Annotated in this window: 14 protein-coding genes; 3 read left to right on the forward strand and 11 right to left on the reverse strand. The window is 48.6% G+C overall.

The window, feature by feature from the left end; genetic code table 11:
- Nucleotides 1-159: 159 nt before the first annotated feature.
- Nucleotides 160-4,053 carry a phosphoribosylformylglycinamidine synthase gene (gene purL / locus AC6R1A_RS10110; RefSeq protein ID WP_500633887.1) on the reverse strand — a complete coding sequence of 1,298 codons (3,894 nt, stop codon included), beginning with the start codon at nt 4,051-4,053 and terminating at the stop codon, nt 160-162.
- A gap of 372 nt (nt 4,054-4,425) precedes the next feature.
- Between purL and mltF the strand changes: the two genes are divergently transcribed.
- The gene (mltF, locus tag AC6R1A_RS10115; protein WP_500633888.1) at nt 4,426-5,967 is read left to right on the forward strand and encodes a membrane-bound lytic murein transglycosylase MltF; all 1,542 of its coding nucleotides are present in this window, start codon (nt 4,426-4,428) and stop codon (nt 5,965-5,967) included.
- Between the two features lie 375 nt (nt 5,968-6,342).
- On the opposite strand, the gene tadA is transcribed toward mltF, so the two are convergent.
- The 6 genes from tadA to AC6R1A_RS10145 all read right to left on the reverse strand — a co-directional run bounded on the left by tadA (nt 6,343) and on the right by AC6R1A_RS10145 (nt 11,709).
- Nucleotides 6,343-6,870: a tRNA adenosine(34) deaminase TadA gene (gene tadA, locus AC6R1A_RS10120; RefSeq protein ID WP_500630671.1), complete on the reverse strand. Its 528-nt coding sequence runs from the start codon at nt 6,868-6,870 to the stop codon at nt 6,343-6,345.
- A 222-nt stretch (nt 6,871-7,092) separates the two neighbouring features.
- On the reverse strand, nt 7,093-8,652 hold the full coding sequence (locus AC6R1A_RS10125; protein ID WP_500633889.1) for an AbgT family transporter: 1,560 nt from the start codon (nt 8,650-8,652) through the stop codon (nt 7,093-7,095).
- Nucleotides 8,653-8,918: 266 nt separating this feature from the next.
- The gene (locus AC6R1A_RS10130) at nt 8,919-9,344 is read right to left on the reverse strand and encodes a type IV pilus modification PilV family protein (RefSeq protein ID WP_500633890.1); all 426 of its coding nucleotides are present in this window, start codon (nt 9,342-9,344) and stop codon (nt 8,919-8,921) included.
- Nucleotides 9,334-10,572, reverse strand: coding sequence for a hypothetical protein (locus AC6R1A_RS10135; RefSeq protein ID WP_500633891.1), 1,239 nt, complete (start codon nt 10,570-10,572; stop codon nt 9,334-9,336). Before AC6R1A_RS10135 ends, AC6R1A_RS10130 begins: the two co-directional genes overlap by 11 nt.
- A complete protein-coding gene (locus AC6R1A_RS10140; RefSeq protein WP_500633892.1) occupies nt 10,569-11,225 on the reverse strand; it encodes a pilus assembly protein PilW in 657 nt (218 codons plus the stop codon). Before AC6R1A_RS10140 ends, AC6R1A_RS10135 begins: the two co-directional genes overlap by 4 nt.
- A complete protein-coding gene (locus AC6R1A_RS10145; protein WP_500630699.1) occupies nt 11,206-11,709 on the reverse strand; it encodes a GspH/FimT family pseudopilin in 504 nt (167 codons plus the stop codon). The genes AC6R1A_RS10140 and AC6R1A_RS10145 overlap by 20 nt, the downstream gene beginning before the upstream one ends.
- Nucleotides 11,710-11,811: 102 nt before the next feature.
- Between AC6R1A_RS10145 and AC6R1A_RS10150 the strand changes: the two genes are divergently transcribed.
- Entirely contained in the window at nt 11,812-12,243 is a 432-nt protein-coding gene (locus AC6R1A_RS10150; RefSeq protein WP_500630675.1) for a type IV pilin protein, read from the forward strand.
- A 132-nt stretch (nt 12,244-12,375) separates the two neighbouring features.
- The gene (locus AC6R1A_RS10155) at nt 12,376-13,230 is read left to right on the forward strand and encodes a co-chaperone YbbN (RefSeq protein ID WP_500633893.1); all 855 of its coding nucleotides are present in this window, start codon (nt 12,376-12,378) and stop codon (nt 13,228-13,230) included.
- 82 nt (nt 13,231-13,312) lie between these two features.
- On the opposite strand, the gene AC6R1A_RS10160 is transcribed toward AC6R1A_RS10155, so the two are convergent.
- From AC6R1A_RS10160 to zipA, 4 genes are all read right to left on the reverse strand, one after another.
- Nucleotides 13,313-14,071, reverse strand: a complete 759-nt coding sequence (locus tag AC6R1A_RS10160) for a DUF2057 family protein (protein ID WP_500630677.1) — start codon at nt 14,069-14,071, stop codon at nt 13,313-13,315.
- Between the two features lie 83 nt (nt 14,072-14,154).
- Complete coding sequence (locus AC6R1A_RS10165) at nt 14,155-15,228, reverse strand: porin (RefSeq protein WP_500630678.1); 1,074 nt, start codon at nt 15,226-15,228, stop codon at nt 14,155-14,157.
- A gap of 508 nt (nt 15,229-15,736) precedes the next feature.
- Nucleotides 15,737-17,749 (reverse strand): NAD-dependent DNA ligase LigA, encoded by a 2,013-nt coding sequence (ligA, locus tag AC6R1A_RS10170; protein ID WP_500633894.1) that lies wholly within the window; start codon nt 17,747-17,749, stop codon nt 15,737-15,739.
- Nucleotides 17,750-17,897: 148 nt separating this feature from the next.
- A complete protein-coding gene (gene zipA / locus AC6R1A_RS10175; protein WP_500633895.1) occupies nt 17,898-18,860 on the reverse strand; it encodes a cell division protein ZipA in 963 nt (320 codons plus the stop codon).
- Nucleotides 18,861-18,994 lie beyond the last annotated feature (134 nt).

Below are 18,994 nucleotides of genomic sequence, written 5' to 3' on the forward strand. Positions count from 1 at the left end.
GACCAAGCGACCCTAATGATTGGGCCCTTCGCAAAAAAGTGCGCTATTAGAGCTTAAAAAAGCATCGCTGGCTAGTAGTTTTTTCGCTAAAAACACATTTCGCCAAAAATAAAAAAGCGCAGCGAATTCACGCTACGCTTTTGACTCGATTAATCAGGCTTAGCCGATGTTCTTACGAGCGTTTTGGAACATACGCATCCAAGCGCCGTTTTCACCCCAACCTTCTGGTGCCCATGAGTTGGCAACCGTGCGGAATACACGCTCAGGGTGTGGCATCATAATGGTCACACGACCGTCTTGTGTGGTAAGACCGGTAATCGCATTTGGTGAACCGTTCGGGTTGTTCGGGTATTGCTGTGTTGGGTTACCGTGGTTATCAACGTAACGTACTGCAATCGTACCAGACGCTTCAATCGCTGCTAGGTGGTCTGCATCACGTACTTCAACGCGACCTTCGCCGTGAGAAACCGCGATAGGCATACGTGAGCCTGCCATACCATCAAAGAACACAGAATCCGATTTCTGTACTTCCACTAAGCTAGAGCGTGCTTCAAAACGCTCAGATTCGTTGCGAACAAAACGTGGCCACAAATCAGCGCCAGGGATCAGCTCTTTCAGGTTCGATAGCATCTGACAGCCGTTACATACACCAAGAGAGAAGGTATCGTCACGGTTGAAGAAGCTTTGGAACTGCTCACGTGCTTGTGGGTTGAATAGGATAGACTTCGCCCAACCTTCACCAGCACCTAGTACGTCACCGTAAGAGAAGCCGCCACACGCCACAAGACCTTGGTATTCATCCAACGCTGCCTGACCCGTTAGGATGTCGCTCATGTGGATGTCGGTCGCTTCAAAGCCAGCACGGTCAAATGCCGCTGCCATTTCAACGTGAGAGTTGACGCCCTGCTCACGCAAGATAGCCATTTTCGGCTTCGCACCTTTTGCGATGTAAGGCGCAGCAACATCTTCGTTGACATCAAAGCTTAGATTAACGTTCAGACCTGGATCAGAGTTGTCTTTCTTCGCTTCAAACTCTTGGTCAGCACAGGCAGGGTTATCACGTAGACTTTGCATCTTATGTGTGGTCTCAGCCCAGATAGTACGAAGTTCTGTACGAGAGCGCTCAAGGATAACCGTCTCACCCGCGGTGATAACAAAGCTGTCTGTTGCTTCTACTGAACCAATAACGTGAGAACATGCCTCTAGGCCGTTGGCTGCTAGGACTGCTTTCACTGCGTCTAAGTCATCGTTCTTCACCTGAACAACCGCACCGAGCTCTTCGTTAAATAGCGCGGCAAGCGCATCGTCGCCTAGGTTTGCGATGTCCGCTTTCACGCCACAGTGACCCGCAAAGGCCATCTCTGCCAAGGTCACGAACAGACCGCCATCCCCTTTATCGTGGTAAGCCACCAGCTTGTCATCACGAACTAGCGTTTGCATGGCGTCAAAGAAGCCTTTTAGCTGCTCTGCGTTATCCACGTCCGCAGGCTTATCACCCAGTTGTTTGTAAACCTGTGCGAGTGCTGTCGCGCCTAGACGGTTCTTACCGTTACCAAGGTCAACGAGAACCAGTGACGTCTCGCCTTTGTCAGTATGTAGCTGAGGCGTTACTGTCTTACGAACATCTTCAACACGACCAAATGCGGTGATCACCAATGAAAGTGGTGAGGTCACCTCTTTGCTTTCACCATTATCTTCCCATTTAGTCTTCATCGACATGGAATCTTTACCCACCGGGATAGTAAGACCTAGCGCTGGACATAGCTCTTCCCCGACGGCTTTCACTGCTTCGTAAAGACCGGCATCTTCACCTGGGTGACCTGCTGGAGACATCCAGTTCGCTGACAGTTTAATGCGCTTGATATCACCGATATCTGTCGCTGCAATGTTTGTTAGAGACTCACCTACTGCTAGACGTGCTGATGCACCAAAGTCGAGAAGAGCCACTGGTGTGCGCTCACCCATAGACATCGCTTCACCGTGGTAAGAGTCGTAGCTTGCTGCGGTTACCGCGCAGTTTGCCACTGGAACCTGCCAAGGACCAACCATCTGGTCACGCGCAACAAGACCAGTTACCGAGCGGTCACCGATAGTGATCAGGAAGGTTTTCTCTGCCACTGTTGGTAGGCGTAGAACGCGATCAACCGCTTCGTTAATTTCGATGCCATCGCGTTCAATCGCTGGGCTATCGACTTTAAGTGTTTTCGCATCACGGTGCATCTTCGGCGTTTTACCCAACAAGATGTCCATTGGCATATCGATTGGCGTGTTGTCGAAGTGAGAATCTTCTAGTGTTAGATGACGCTCTTCAGTAGCCACACCGACCACCGCGTAAGGCGCACGTTCACGCTTACAGATGGCATCGAATACTTCCATATTCTCTGGCGCCACTGCCATTACGTAACGCTCTTGAGATTCGTTACACCAGATCTCAAGTGGGCTCATGCTCAGCTCGTCGTTTGGTACGTCGCGTAGCTGGAATAAACCACCACGTTCGCCATCATCACACAGCTCTGGTAGTGCATTTGAGATACCGCCTGCACCCACATCGTGGATAAACGCGATTGGGTTGCTCTCACCAAGCTGCCAACAACGGTCGATCACTTCCTGACAACGACGCTCCATCTCTGGGTTTTCACGCTGTACAGAAGCAAAGTCAAGATCTTCCGCAGACTGACCTGACGCCATTGAAGAGGCCGCACCACCGCCAAGACCAATGTTCATCGCAGGACCACCCAGTACGATGAGTTTTGCACCCACAGGGATCTCTTTCTTCTGAACGTGCTCGTCACGGATATTACCCATACCACCAGCAATCATGATTGGCTTGTGGTAACCACGGATCTCTTCACCCGCATGAGAGGTCACTTTCTCTTCGTAAGTACGGAAGTAACCCAGTAGGTTTGGACGACCAAATTCGTTGTTGAACGCCGCGCCACCTAGAGGGCCTTCTAGCATGATATCAAGGGCGTTAACGATACGACCTGGCTTACCAAAATCGGTTTCCCATGGCTGTTCAAAACCTGGAATACGTAGGTTAGAGGTAGTAAAACCAACCAGACCGGCTTTAGGCTTGCCGCCAATACCCGTTGCACCTTCGTCACGAATCTCACCACCAGAACCGGTAGACGCACCTGGCCAAGGCGAGATAGCGGTTGGGTGGTTGTGCGTCTCAACCTTCATTAGGATGTGCGCGTCTTCGTGGTGGTAGGTGTATTGACGAGTATCAGGTTCTGGGAAGAAACGACCTACTTTTGAACCCGTCATGACTGCTGCGTTATCTTTGTAAGCAGACAAAACATGATCAGGTGTCGTTTCAAATGTGTTCTTGATCATCTTAAACAGCGACTTCTCTTGATCAACACCGTCGATCGTCCAGTCTGCGTTAAAGATTTTATGACGACAGTGCTCTGAGTTTGCTTGAGCAAACATCATCAGTTCGATGTCGTTCGGGTTGCGACCCAGTTTAGTGAAGTTTTCTACTAGGTAGTCAATTTCATCTTCCGCCAGTGCCAAGCCCAAGGAAACGTTTGCCTCTTCAAGCGCAAGACGACCGCCCGCAAGAATATCAACGTGAGCAACAGGCTTAGGTTCAGCAACGCTAAACAGTGCAGAGGCAGCATCAAGCTGAGTAAATACGGATTCCATCATGCGGTCATGGATGAGTGCTTTCACCGCATCCACTTGTGCGTCGTTTAACGCCACCGATGATTCAATGTAGTATGCCGTACCACGCTCTAGACGCTTAACGCTTGAAAGGCCACAGTTATGGGCAATGTCGGTGGATTTAGAAGACCAAGGAGAGATGGTGCCCGGACGAGGAGTCACAAGCAACAAAAGACCTTCAGGTGCGTGCTCTTCGATCGTTGGGCCGTAGGTCAACAACTTTTCTAGCTTTGCTAGTTCAGCGTCAGACAGATCTGCGGTAAGGTCAGCAAAGTGCATAAACTCAGCGTAAATACCTGTCACAGGCAGGTCTTGTTCACGACAAAGTTCTACTAGTTTGTTAACACGAAACTCAGAAAGAGCTGGGGAGCCACGCAAAATTCTCATGTGCTTAGGTCTCTTATGCAATTGATTAAGATGATATTGGAATAAATTCAATACGTTATAAAAAACAGTTCAAACCTATGCCAATCGCACCTCTGCGTTTGCGAGCGCATTATATAGCAATTGGTTTTGTGATGTAACACCAAACGCAACCGTTTGCGTCATTTTTTTTCATCGGCATACCGCCAGCACAATCGCCGCAAAGCCTTTCTTTCCTGTCCCGTCCACAAGCTCACCCTGTACGGAAGAGCATGAGCCATCATGGCCGGTGAACATGATGATTTTTTGAACTCTGCGGCTTCGCCGTCGATAGTTTCTTGCCTTGTGATGACACTTTGATATAAATGCCCTACTGGAAGTATGAGACTCTCTTTAATGAACAAGTATGACTTTAGCCCGCTGAAAGCCTTGTGCGCGCTGCTTTTTTCTGCGCTTTTTTTGACGGGATGCCAAATTGAATCTAAGCCGAAAAGCGAATTAGACCAAATTCGCGAACGTGGAGTGCTTCGCGTTGGCACCCTCAATAACCAGCTCTCCTATTATATTGGTCCTGATGGCCCGGCAGGCCTTGATTACGAAATCGCCCGTGAATTTGCCAACGAGCTTGGTGTGCAATTGGAAATGAAACCGGCCTATCGCATTTCGAGCCTCTACCCAGCGCTGGAAAAGGGTGAGATCGATATTATCGCGGCGGGCCTCAGTCAATCACCTGAGCGCATGAGCCGATTTCGCCCTGCCCCCGCCTATTATTACGTCAGTCAACAACTGGTGTATCGCAAAGGGCAGTGGCGACCACGAAATCTAGAGCAGTTGATTGAGCGACAGGCCGAGCTCATTGAAGAGAACGACGGCAAGCCCGTTTTAAGTATTGTCAGTGACTCTCACTTCAATACGACGTTAGGAGAGATTCAAATCGACTACCCGGAGTTTACCTATAAGGTCGACGCCAATGTCGATGTCAATGACCTGCTCAAGCAAGTCTCTGATGGTGAACTGCTATTTACCGTCGCAGACTCGGTCGAGATCTCGCTATCACAGCGGATTTATCCCGATGTGGCACTGGCGTTTGAGCTGACCGAAGATCAGCCCATCTCCTGGTTCTTACGACGCAGCCAAGACGAAAGCCTCTACGCCTTGCTGATCGAGTTCTTTGGTCATCTACAACAATCCGGGCATCTCGCCTCACTGGAAGAGAAATACATCGGCCATATCGACAGCTTTGATTACGTCGATACCCGCGCCTTTATCCGCGCGTTGGATTCCACGCTACCGACGTGGTCGCCACTGTTTAAGAAATACTCCGATGAATTTGATTGGCGATTGGTCGCAGCACTGGCTTATCAAGAATCACACTGGAACCCTCGCGCTAAATCACCAACTGGGGTTCGTGGCATGATGATGCTGACGCTGCCGACGGCCAAAAGTGTAGGTGTGACCAACCGACTCGATCCCGAGCAATCGGTCAGAGGTGGTGTTGAGTACTTGCGGCGCATGGTGGCGCGCATTCCAGACACCATCGAAAGCCACGAGAAAATTTGGTTTGCGTTGGCGTCGTACAATGTCGGCTATGGTCATGTAATGGACGCCCGCCGCCTGACGAAAAAACAAGGCGGTAATCCCGATGCCTGGTCAGATGTCAAAGACAGACTGCCCCTGCTTCGCCTTAAGAAATACTACAGTACCACTCGCTATGGCTACGCGCGAGGTGATGAAGCACGCAACTATGTGGAGAATATTCGTCGCTACTATCAGAGCATTATTGGTCACGTTGAACAGAAGGAGTCCAGCATTGAGGACTTGACCGTTGACGATCTGGTGGTGATCGAACTGCCAGATGAAGAAGAGCCGGAAGGCGAGGCCGTCATCGAACAAGAAATCGAAAGCGCCTCTTCCGCTGACAGCCATCTCGATCAATAATAAGCCGAGCACAGAGCTTAGCGTCGCGAACTCTCGCGCGCTAAGCCCATTTCTATCCTGTGCCTAATCACTCACGTAACATTCTTAAAACGGTAACATTGGACGGTTATAAGAATCGACACCTAGGACAAAGTATCCTTAGGTGACACATGAGTGTCTGTCGTTAACATTAGCTAGGAGGTTGTTTTATGCGTCGACGTAAACTGCAGTCAAAACGCCTTAACAAGACTGTATCAGCGAATCGCCGAAAGCGAATGATCAGCAACAACAAGAAGAAAGTCATCGCACGTCACCGTGCATTTATGCAACTCATTTGTGCATAAACCCTACAGAGCAAACATCTTACTTAAGATGTTTGCTTAAAAGCTCCCCCACCTACTCCATCGACTCTGACGCATCGTCATGTTTTAACGCTCGCTTGGCCGCTTTTTTCTCTTTTCTACGTCGGCGAAAAAAGGCCTGAAGCTGCTCTCGGCACTCCGACTCCAACAATCCATGCTCGACGTCTGCGTAATGGTACGCTGCTTGATGTTCAAACAAGTTTAATACCGTACCTGCAGCCCCCGCTTTTAAGTCCGGTGCGCCAAACACAATCCGTTTAACGCGGCTGTGAAGCAGGGCTCCTGCACACATAGGGCAAGGCTCTAGCGTGACATATAACGTGGTGTCTAATAAGCGGTAGTTGCCAAGCTGTTGCCCTGCTTGGCGCAACACTTGAATCTCCGCATGTGCGGTTGCATCGTGTTGACCAATCGACTGATTCCATCCTGTCGCGATAACCTTCCCCTCCTTGACCAGCACCGCGCCAACGGGGACTTCACCTTGCTGTTCAGCCAGTTTGGCTTGTTCCATCGCAAGACGCATAAAGTGTTCATCTTGGGGGGTAAATGTGTCGGTAGACAATGGAGAATCCTCGATAGTGATGAAGAGGCTTGATCCTAGTGGTTTGTGGGTGAAATGGGAAGTGGGTTGTGGGTTGTGGGTTGTGGGTTGTGGGTTGTGGGTTGTGGGTTGTGGGTTGTGGGTTGTGGGTTGTGGGTTGTGGAAAAGAATACGCCAGCGGGATCGCTGGCGTAAATATTTAATTTAGGAGACTTGGCTTATAGTGAGACCAAGTCGCCGCGCTTACATCACGTAAGTGTAAGGCGCTTGAATACCAAGAGGAATGCCAACAGCCCAGTACGCTAGCAAGAAGATAGACCAGCCAATCAGCATCGCAATCGAGAATGGCATCATCAACGATGCTAGAGTACCGATACCCGTCGACTTCACGTAGCGTTGACAGTACACCACCACCAATGGGAAGAAGACCATCAACGGTGAAATGATGTTAGACACTGAGTCACCAACACGGTACGCCGCTTGAGACAGCTCAGGAGAGATGCCTACAGCCATCAACATTGGCACAAGAATTGGACCAATCAATGCCCATTTCGCCGACGCAGAGCCAATCAACAAGTTCACAGCGGCTGTCAGTAGAATCATACCAATAATGGTCGCTTCACCCGGCAGGTTCATCGCTTTCAGGCCTTCTGCACCGTACAACGCCAACATAGTACCGATGTTCGATTGTGCGAAAGCAGAAAGGAATTGAGCACAGAAGAACGACATCACAATGTACGCGCCCATGGTCGCCATGGTGTCGGACATCGCTTTAATAACGTCGTTACTGGTCTTAAACGTACCGGCAACCTTACCGTAAACGTAACCAGGGATGATAAACAAAATAAAGATCAGTGGCACGATAGACTTCATCAGCGGCGCTGAGAACGCAGTAATTTCACCCTCTGGTGAGCGCAGTGCAGAAGACTCCGGAATAATCGCTGCAATCAGCAGTGCAATACCCGCCATCATCGACCAACCGGCATAACGAAACGCTTTCGATTCCAGCTCTGTAAATGAACCGAGATCCGGGGCTTTCTCCGCATCGTCATCAATCGGTGTTTTTGCTAGGCGAGGCTCGATGATTTTCTCTGTCACGTACCAACCAATCGCAACAATGATCACTGATGAAAGCCCAGTGAAGAAGATGTTGGCCAGTGGGTTGACGACGTATTGAGGATCAAGCACCTGTGCGGCAGTTTGAGTGAAACCCGCTAACAGAGGGTCAATACCAGAAGGGATAAAGTTAGCAGAGAAACCACCTGACACACCCGCAAAAGCAGCAGCGATACCCGCAAGTGGGTGACGGCCAGCGGCATGGAAAATAATACCACCGAGAGGAATAACCAAAACATAACCCGCGTCTGCCGCCGTATGCGACACGATGGCAACCAGAATCAGCATTGGCGTCAGAAGTTTTGCTGGCGTGAAGTTCAGCATCTTCTTAAGACCTGTGGTGATGAAACCAGAAGAGTCAGCCACACCCACACCCAACATCGCCACAAGCACGATACCTAAAGGTGCGAATCCGGTGAAAGTCGTCACCATATTCGCGAGGAAACTGGCTAATGCCTCCCCCGTCAACAGGTTGTTGATCGCCAATGCCTCACCTGTACGAGGATTGATCAGATCAAATGACACATTAGACAACAGCGCTGATGCTGCCCAAGTGATCACCAATGCCCAAAAGAATAAGATCGCCGGATCAGGAATTTTGTTGCCTGCGCGCTCGATAAAGTTTAAAAAGCGATCCATCCCACTCGGCTTAGCAGGTGGCGCTGAATTGATTGCTTGGTTACTCATGGTAACTCCATAGTTTGATGTTGTTGCCCTAGACCTTGTTATATTTTTTGACGGTCTATTATCAGCCAAGCATTCTATAAAACCCGCTTACAAAAAGCACAAGATTCTAAGGTTTTTTCCATAATTGGAGACATGTTTTGCAAAAACGTCAAAGACGTGCAACACAAACACCACAAAAAACCCACCAAATACCTCACAACTCGTTCACCAATTAGAAATTTATTTGGATTACCTATCAATTAACACCACCTATCCATGAGGGCTATTTAGTCATTAGTAAACTCACTGTAGCTTGACATCATAGTGGTCACGGATAGGGTTTGAGCGGCATCCAACCTATCTCGCCATTCGGTTGTCACTGTGATGGTTTTCAATGCGTTGGATAAGGTTGCAGTCGGCTCACTGGTTTGCCAACGCACGGTAAATGGAGCGTATGTGATCGCGTCACTGCCACTGGTTATGCTCGTAAAATCGGCGGGAGGTATGCTAGACAACGCCGCTGATGCGCCGCGACTGCGAAACCACTCCAACTGACTTTCTGCGATATTCAGTGCTTGAATACTCTTGACGGCAAAATCAGAGCGCTGCTCAACGTATGCTTGCAGCTTGATCAGTGACAACGAGGCGACACCAATCAAAATAAACGCAATCATTACTTCCACCAAACTAAAACCACGCTGGCTATTTTGCATACCAACCTCCATTGTTCCACATTAGGGTTTTCGGCCGTTGGTAGAGACTATTGGCTGACGAGTAGTCGAGGTCGTACGAGCCATTGAGCACCACTTCACCATTGGGTGAATCGAAATGCATCCCCCCTTTTGGGTGAAACGCGCCATTGTCGAAGTAGACGGTGTGGGTGGAGAGCAGGCTTTCTATGGCGCTAAAAAAGCTCACTTCAGACCAGTAGCTCGCCAAATTCTCATCGGTAAAGGCGGGACTGGTACGATCCACCATATGAAAAAACGAGCCGGAGTAACTGGCTGAACCCGTTGACGCAAATATGCCATTGGCGACGACCAGTGAACGCGGCCCTGTGACAGTGAGCGGCGCACTGAGGACGCAGTGGCCTTCTACCCACACTTTGTCATAACTGGCAAAAGCATCCGCCAGTTGTTGATGGCAAGTCTGACCGTCCGAGACTTCGGGATTCGTGATGACGTAGTAATCCGCTTTAATATTTGAGATGTTTGACGTCGTTTTGGTGACACCAAAATAGTTATAAAACGGGTCAAGATCGTCGTCTTTGAGATAATCCTGCGCAAAGAGGTCTGGGTCATCGGTGGTATTACCCCCTTCAGTGGTCGAGGTTTTGTAGCTACTGGCACAGTCACCGGAGAACCCAGGATAAGGGCCATTTGGCATAGGGTCTTCGGTGCTCAATGAAGCACCTGTGGGTGACTCAAACGTCACACGGTGTTTATAGCGAATCGCAACGCACTCATATTCGCCTTCTCCATTCGGCTTTTTAGGCGCATCGGCTGCGATCGCCGCACTGCCACGGATACGCAGATCTGCGGTGGTTTGAATCGCGCCAAGCCCCGTCATGCTGCCCCAATAAAACGACTTTTTAAGTTCGTGAGTTGGGCCTTGTGACTCAATCACATAATCGGACGCGGTTAAAGCGCGCAGGTACAAGTCATCGAGCGCTAACGTCTCTTTACAAATTGAATCGAGCAACCCATGCCCCGGCGCCGTCAAATCGGGCACGAGGTTGGGGCTTCCTTTTAAATAGGCATAGACGCACTCCATTCCACCTTCTGCTCGCCAATGAGCTTGTCTAGCTTTGACTTCATTGTGTGAGCGCTTGATCTGGTAAAAGACATGTCGATAAGAAGCCAACACCATCACCAGTGCGATCACCAACAAAATCGATGTGACGAATAGAGTCACCACCCCACGCTGTTTGTACCTACTCATTGCCAATTCCTCTGCAAAGTCACCGAAGAAGTGTCGAACGTCACGCTCGTGTCACCCACCAACTGCGCGCGCAATATGACATTGACCTGTTGGCTGCGTGTCGAGCCTCCTTGAATCGTCTCTGTGTTGACGGTTAACGCGGTGAGGGAAATCTGTTTTGGATCAAAAACGTTGTAACAGTTTCCATGCAGTCCAGAGTCAGTTGCGTCACTGACAGAAAGTGGCACTGGCGTGTGTTTCTCACAGATTTTGAGCGAGTGGCCGAGCGTCCCGGATGAACTTGGCTCACGCTTGTAGACCACGTTGCGAAACGCACTCGCGCCAGACGAGGCAACGCGGTACACATACCCCACCAACTCCGGTGAAGACTGGGTATGAATGACACCCGAAGCGCCTGACAACTGGTGATAGGTATCCGTGAGACCGTCATAGCCTGCGCGCTGCATGTCCTCTTTCATTTGTGCCATCGCAGTCGATAGGTTTTGGGCTAACAGCAACGCTTTGCCTCGCTCGGTTGCCACCGCTTGGCTGCGAATAAACACGCTGCCCACCAGCATGATGGCAATCAATCCAAGGGCCGATGCGATCAGCAACTCGACCAATGACGCACCGCGCTGAAAATTGCCCCTCGGTTTAGCATTGCGCATAGCCATAATGACCGCCTCCTACTGCGCATATCATCACTCGGCTTGCACCATAAGCACTTTTCAGTTTCAAGTTCTGATTGGTGGTATTGACAATATAAAACTCCAAATTGCCATCTTTCACTTTGCCACGCACACCATCGAATTTTATTTGATCAGAGGTATAGTTAGAAAGGATCACCACATCTCGAAAGCTTGCGCCATCAAGGTAAAGAATGGGCGCTCCTCCCGAGGTGTCGGAGTCTGTGAGTATCAGTCGCCACTGACCGGGCAAGCTTGGAGTGACAGAGGATTCAATGTGAGCCCACAGATCTTGGTTGCGCCACACTGCTTCCGACTTCGCTTGAACAAGAAAGTGCTCTAGCTCACCCGCGACGCGCTTCATTTGATTGCTTGCACTCATGGTTTGAAAACTCGGCGCGGCCACCGTAAGCACAATTCCGAGCACCACTATCGTGCAGAGCAGCTCAAGCAAGGTAAAGCCGCGAGTCATTTCCCATTTCATTATGTAAACCATCGCATATGCCATTTTTATCTTGCGCACATGCTATCAGCCCATAAAAATAGTTTATAAATCAAAGAGGAAGCATTAGAAATGATTCGAAAAAATCGCTGCAACAACCGAAAAAATCACTTACATGGCATGACATTGCTCGAATTACTCATCGCAGTTGCGATCGTGACGATATTGGCCATGATTGCCTATCCCGCGATGCAGAGCTATGGCTTAAAAGCGCATCGCACTACAGCATTAGCCGATTTGAGCCGCATCCAACTCGCGCTTGAGAAAGGTTACGATGGCAGCTACCTCACCTTGGCATCATCGATTATGTCAGGGTCGAGCTGTACGGTGTGCGAGTCCGACACAGCACGTTACTCACTCAGCATTGTCGCGAGCGCCGCCTCCTATACGATTACGGCAACGCCCAGTGGCGCACAAGCGAGCGATGCATGTGGCGGTGCAACTTACACCGCGCTGACACTCAATCAGTTGGGTCTGCGCTCACCCGCTAGCTGCTGGAAATAAGGGCAATGTTTGCAACTCAAAGGCATAAAGAGCACAGAATGGCGTTGCGTGCTTGAACTCTTTGGCTTTCGCCCATATGTTGCCTATAGACATCGCCACTACGAACATCATCTACCAGCAAGGAATGATCACATGCAATCACCCTATATCGTTGAATTAAATGAGCATAACTTTCGACAAGTATTGGAAGGCTCAATGCAAACGCCGGTGTTAATTCACTTTTGGGCATCGATGAGCCAAGAGAGTGCGCAAATCATTCCGCAACTTCAGTCGCTAACCCAGGAGTACAACGGCGCCTTTACCTTAGCGCTCCTCAATTGCGAACAAGAGCAAATGATCGCCTCGCAATTTGGCGTGCAAGCGCTCCCGACCATTGCCCTGTTTATGAATGGTCAAGCCGTCGACGGCTTAGGTGGCCCGCAGGGTATTGAAGCGATTCAAGCCATGCTGAGCAAGCATTTGCCAAGCCAAGAAGAGTTGGCGCTCAGTGAAGCGCTGACTCTGATTGAACAAAAGCAGTACACTCAAGCACTGCCGATTCTTCAAAGTCTTGGTGAAGAGTGGCAACAAAAAGGTGAGGTGAAACTCGCCATCGCAGACTGCTTACTCGAGACCCAAGCGTTTGATGAGGCAAAAGCCATGCTGAGCCATATTCCGCTTGAGTATCAGGATAACTACTACAAAGGCTTAGTCGCAAAATTTGAGTTGTATGAGCAATCCGCCAACAGCCCAGAGATTCAATCTCTCGAAGCCGACTTAGCGAATGACCCAGGCAACGCCAAATTGGCATCCGAATTGGCACTTTGCTACCACCAAGTTAAGCGCGATGAAGAAGCCCTTGCGCTACTTTGGACATTTCTTAAGAAAGACCTCAACACCGAAGGCGGTGATCTGAAAAAGATCTTTATGGATATCCTGTCGGCATTAGGCCAAGGAAACGCGATCGCCAGTCAGTACCGCCGCCAATTGTATTCGGTGTTGTATTGATTTTTGATTTTTGATTTTTGATTTTTATAAAAAGCATCGAAAAATCGCACCTATAAGGTGCGATTTTATTTTGAGTTGCGATTTAGAGGCCAACTAAATGAGACAGTATCTGTTTTCTTTCTTCACTGTTAGATTTGTTATACCAATACCCTAACATCTGAACAGGTTGACTCGCCGACTCAGGCATCACTATTGTATTGTCTTTTCTGCCTCTCAAGGCAATATCAGTAAACTGTTCGATTTCTTCTTGATTTGCTTGTTCTAGCCAATATTTGAACATATTCGGCTCGGTGTTTTCATTAGCGTGAGCATCAACTTTGATATTGGCAGCACTGCTGACTTCTGTAACGGCTAAGGTTGACGTCAATAAATCCGGGTAATACTCAGCATTAAACTTTGCTAGTTCTTTTTCATAGTCTCTTTTGATTCCACCAAGATTCGGTAACTCGGCGACCTCATGCGCTAATTGGTTGCCCTTCTTATCAGAGATAATAAAACTAGGACTTTTATCAAAGCGTTGCGCTTGTTCAACTCTCACAACTTTTGAGCCAGGTTCGATAAATAGGACAGCATTTTCTGAACTAAACGTTAGCACAAACGTTTTAGAGTTGAATTTCTCCTTTTCTCCCAGTTTCTCAACCAATTTCGACATTCTAAGAACGACTTGGTTCTTACCATCAGGAAGCGAGAACGACGACTTTGAAAAAAAAGAATAAGGAATTTCTTCGCCTGCAACCATGACAGGGTTGATATCCGAGTGAAAATCCACAGTGACCTCAGCCCTAGGAGCAAATGAAGCAACCATAGACCCAACAACCAACAACGCTTTCATTACTTTCATTTTTATCTCCTTAGTAAAAAGAGCATTCTAGACAGAATGCTCTTCAAACGATGGTTAAAGACTGTACTCAAAACAACTTGAGATTAGAAGTAGTATTCCATACCTAACAGGATTCGGTGCGCCCAGTCACCACCATCGAATTCATAGTTGCGTGAGTCGATGTACCAGTATGAACTAGGTAGCAAGTAACCAAATCTCGCAGTAATTGCTTGGTCAGCAGTATCTGTGGTGCCATCTGCATCATCTGTTGCCGCGTAGCCAGCTTTTAAAACGTACTTACTATCAATAACATATTGAGCTGTCGCTGAGTATGCATTCTGACCTACACTTCCCACTTCCATAGCTTTATATGCACCAGTTAGTGTCAAGTCACCCAAAAATAGCGAGCCACCAACAATTGCGTAATTGCGACTTTCAACGGTCTCTCTTTGATTTTCTCCACCGTTATCACGCCATGCCACCCACTCAGGGTTCAGGATAACGTTGTCATTACCGTCAACAGTAAACTTCTCCGGCTCACCAACACCTTGTTCGTAAGAACCTTGATGGTAGTAACCTGCGTGAACACTAAACTTCTCTGTTGAGTAAGAGGTACCGATGCTTGAAACCATTTGGTCGGTATCTTTGGTCATTCCACTTAACGTAGCTTGGAAGTTAAACCCACCAAAATTTGCGGAATCAAAGCGAAGAACGCTGTCCGCGCGATCTTGATAACCACCATCAATGTCATTGTTCCAGTCGAAGACGTTACCTAAACCAGGGTTTGAGTGTGGCCAGTCAACGTAGTTGTATGCTGCCACGAGCTGACGACCATACTTGAATTGACCAACACCTTCAAAATCAAGACCAAGATAAGTATCACGAGCACCTAAGCCTCCAGTGTTCGTACCGTTATTAGCATTCCCACCTTCGATCTGCCAGATAAAGTTTGGCGCAATGTCATCAAACTCAACAACACCACGGAAACCAATACGAGATTCGATTTCTGTACCAATGCTCGTCGTATCACCAGCATCGATTAAAGTAATGTTACCCGCAGCTTGACCGTAAAACTGAACGGCATCACCCGCAAGTTGAATCGCTGCATTTGCAGATCCTGACATCGCTACAGCAGCAACTGCAGCACCTACGAGTGAACGTTTAAACATTTTGTCCATGGAAAAACTCCTAAAAATGGATATAGCTGTCTTTTGTTTTCTCACCTTAAGTTGGCCGCCGAAGGGAGAAATCATTTCCTATGTTGAAAACCCTCTGCAAACCTTTCGCATCCGATTTTCTATTCCTGCATACACACTGTGTATCCATGAACTCAGGCTAACTTCGCGACTAAAAATATCCAAATGGAACTTAATTTTTTTCTAAAAAAATATGAGCAATAGCAAAGTTCCATTAATAGACAAGATCCACCTCTCATTTTTTGTTTTTTCAGTCGAAATTAATAAAACCAAATAAAATCAACAAGTTAAATAAAAAACAACATCAATAGGCGTGAGATCACTCGCAAATTATCTTCATTGTAAGATTCGAACATAAGACTATGAACAAGATCACTGACTAATTATTGCGATTATTGAAGTCGGCGGAAGGTAGATAATACGAGACAAACAAAAAGCCCTTAGCGAAATCACTAAGGGCTTCAATAAAGAGGTGCTTGGCTGTGCGAGGTTATTTCATCAAATCAAGTAAGTCTTGTTCTGTTTTGATCTCGATACCTAAATCTTGTGCTTTGGCGAGCTTAGATCCTGCGTTTTCACCAGCAAACAGAATATCGGTATTTTTAGACACACTGCCGGTCACTTTCGCGCCTAACGTTTGCAGTGCCGCTTTTGCATCACTGCGTGTCAACTGAGAAAGTGACCCAGTTAGCACAACGGTTTTACCGGCCAGAGGCGCGGGCGCATCCTCGTCACGTTCAGCGATATCCGGCCAATGTATCCCTTGCGCTAACAAATCCTCGACCACTTGCTGATTTTTCTCCTCAGAGAAGAACGCCAAGATGTGACTCGCGACAATATGGCCAATATCTGGGACTTCTATCAGCTGTTCCAAGGTGGCTTCGCTGATCGCGGGTAGCGTTTTAAAATGCATCGCTAGGTTCGCAGCCGTCGCTTCCCCCACTTCTCTAATCCCCAGTGAATAGAGGAATCTTGGTAATGTGGTGGATTTCGATTTTTGCAGTGCGTCGACCACGTTTTGCGCTGATTTAGGCCCCATGCGATCCAGCACTGTCAGTACACCAGCAGAGAGCTTGAACAGATCAGCAGGCGTTGTCACCATCTCTTTGTCAACCAACTGCTCAATCACCTTGACGCCAAGTCCATCGACGTCCAAAGCCTTACGTGAGACAAAATGCTTCAAGGCTTCTTTGCGCTGCGCCTGGCATACCAATCCGCCACTACAGCGCGTTACCGCTTCGCCTTCCACGCGCTCAACATGGGAGTGACACACAGGGCAAGCACTCGGAAACTCGATCACTTTTGCATCAAGAGGGCGGCTAGCTTCGACCACAGAGACGATTTGTGGAATCACATCCCCAGCGCGGCGAACCACCACCTGATCACCAATCATGACACCAAGACGCGCGATCTCATCGGCATTGTGCAGAGTAGCGTTGCTCACCGTCACGCCACCAACAAATACAGGTTCAAGCTTTGCGACGGGTGTTATCGCGCCCGTTCGCCCGACTTGGAACTCAACGTCATTGAGCACCGTGATCTCTTCTTGCGCCGGGAACTTGTAGGCGATCGCCCAACGCGGCGCACGTGCGACAAAACCGAGTTTCTGCTGAAGCGCCACATCATCGACCTTGATCACCACACCGTCGATTTCATACAGCAAGGTTTGGCGGCGAGTGAGAATGTCATGATAGTAAGCTTTCACCTCTTCCATGCTCTCTACCAAACGCACCTCAGGGCACATGGGTAGGCCCCACTCCTTGAGTTGAATAAAGCGCTGGTAGTGACTTGAAGACAGGGTCGCACCTTGCACCACACCGACACTGTAGGCATAGAAACTAAGAGGGCGGGTCGCGGTGATTTTAGAGTCCAACTGGCGTAAACTGCCTGCCGCCGCGTTACGCGGATTGACAAACACTTTCTCCCCTTTGGCTTTCGCCTGCTCATTGAACTGCTCAAAACCAGCGGTAGGCATGAACACCTCACCACGAACTTCAATACGCGCAGGCCAACCTTCACCACGCAGTTTAAGTGGAATCGCTTTGATGGTGCGAACGTTGTCGGTGATGTTTTCCCCCGTCGCACCGTCGCCCCGCGTCGCTGCTTGGGTTAGCACGCCATTTTCATACAACAAACTGACTGCTAAGCCATCCAATTTTGGTTCACAGCAAAACGCAGCCACGCTCTGGCCCGCCAGTCTATCTGTCATGCGTTTGTAGAAACTATCTAACTCGCTGTCATCAAACGCATTGTCGAGCGACAACATTGGGATCTCGTGAGTCACAGGCTCAAACTGAGATAAGGCCATGCCCCCTACCCGAGCGCTCGGCGAATCGGGTGTTCGCAAATGAGGGTGCTGTTGCTCTAGCTCTATAAGCTCACGCATCATACGATCGTATTCTGCATCGGGGATTTCCGGGCTATCTTCTACGTAGTACTTAATGCCATGATGATGAAGCGCACTACGAAGGGCCTCAATTTTCTGTTCGATTTCTTGGGACATCAGTCTCTCTGCTCTATATCTTGGCCACTTGCAGGGCCTTTGCCTTTGATCTTAATCCAATATGAATCAGTGACTCTAAAGCAAATAAGGTAAAACGAAAAAGGCTCCGCATCAGGAGCCTTTATGGTAGCACGCTTTGTTTTGCTGACTAGGGTTGCTGTGCGAGCTTAAACGCCTTGATTTGAGCGCGATACGCATCAAGTCGGTTCGGCGTCATGAGATTACGCGCATCATCCAGCACGTTGGCACCTAAATCATCGGCAATTTGCTGCGCGGTTTTCAGCATCAACTTGAAGTTTTGTTCACCATCACCGTAGCACGGCAATGTCATAAAGAATGAGATCCCTTTAGTGGTGAATGTTGCAGGATCATCATGCTTGAGTGTGCCAGGGTGCATCATGTTGGCAACGCTAAACAGCACTTTGCCGGTACCAGAGAGATCCGCATGACGATGGAAAATGTCCATTTCACCGTAAATCAGCCCATTTTGCTGCATGCTATCAAACAGCTTGGTACCCACAAATGGCGTCTCTCCAGCGCAATGCACATTGATGACAATCACCTGCATCTCATCTTCGTCATCACTATCATCAATCTCGGTCGGCGCGGATTCTGTGGTGGAGACAGAGCTCACATCACGGGGCTCTTGAGGGTTTGCAGACATAGAGGGAATGTCTAGTTCTTCCGATGACGCTTGACGGGGAGTATCTTGCAGCGGAGTGGTTTGAGACTCCTCTACCAAATCGTCTTTCCACTCACTAAAGGTTGGCTCATCTCGAGTGGAATCGCTTGAAAACGTTGAGTCACTGATGGATGCGTCGAGAAGCGGGTCACTTAGCAGAGGATCATCCATTGTCTCACCGGAGTCTGAAGCAAATTTATTGCTGGTGTTGCGACTGGTCTTAGTCACACGCACAATCTCAAAATCATCTTCGGGAGCAAAAGAGCGCTCGGGTACGGATTCGTCTTGCTCTGGCGTCGACAGTTTTCCAATTGGCTTGTTGCCAAATTTTGTTTTGCCTTCTTTTTTGCTTGTCCATAATCCGTGGAACAGCAGCGCGGCAATGGCCAAAGCGCCCACAATGATCAGTACAAATCGCAATTCCTGCATCTTTCACTCTCAATCATTCAGCTGCTAAATCAGCCAAACTGGTTTCAAATAATCTGATTTGAGTTACTCTACCAAAACTCTCATAGGTTTTAGAACAACTTAATGTTAGAAGTTCCCATAATGATGTGATTTTG

It is taken from the genome of Vibrio sp. R10-SG3-ISO3, assembly GCF_059834225.1.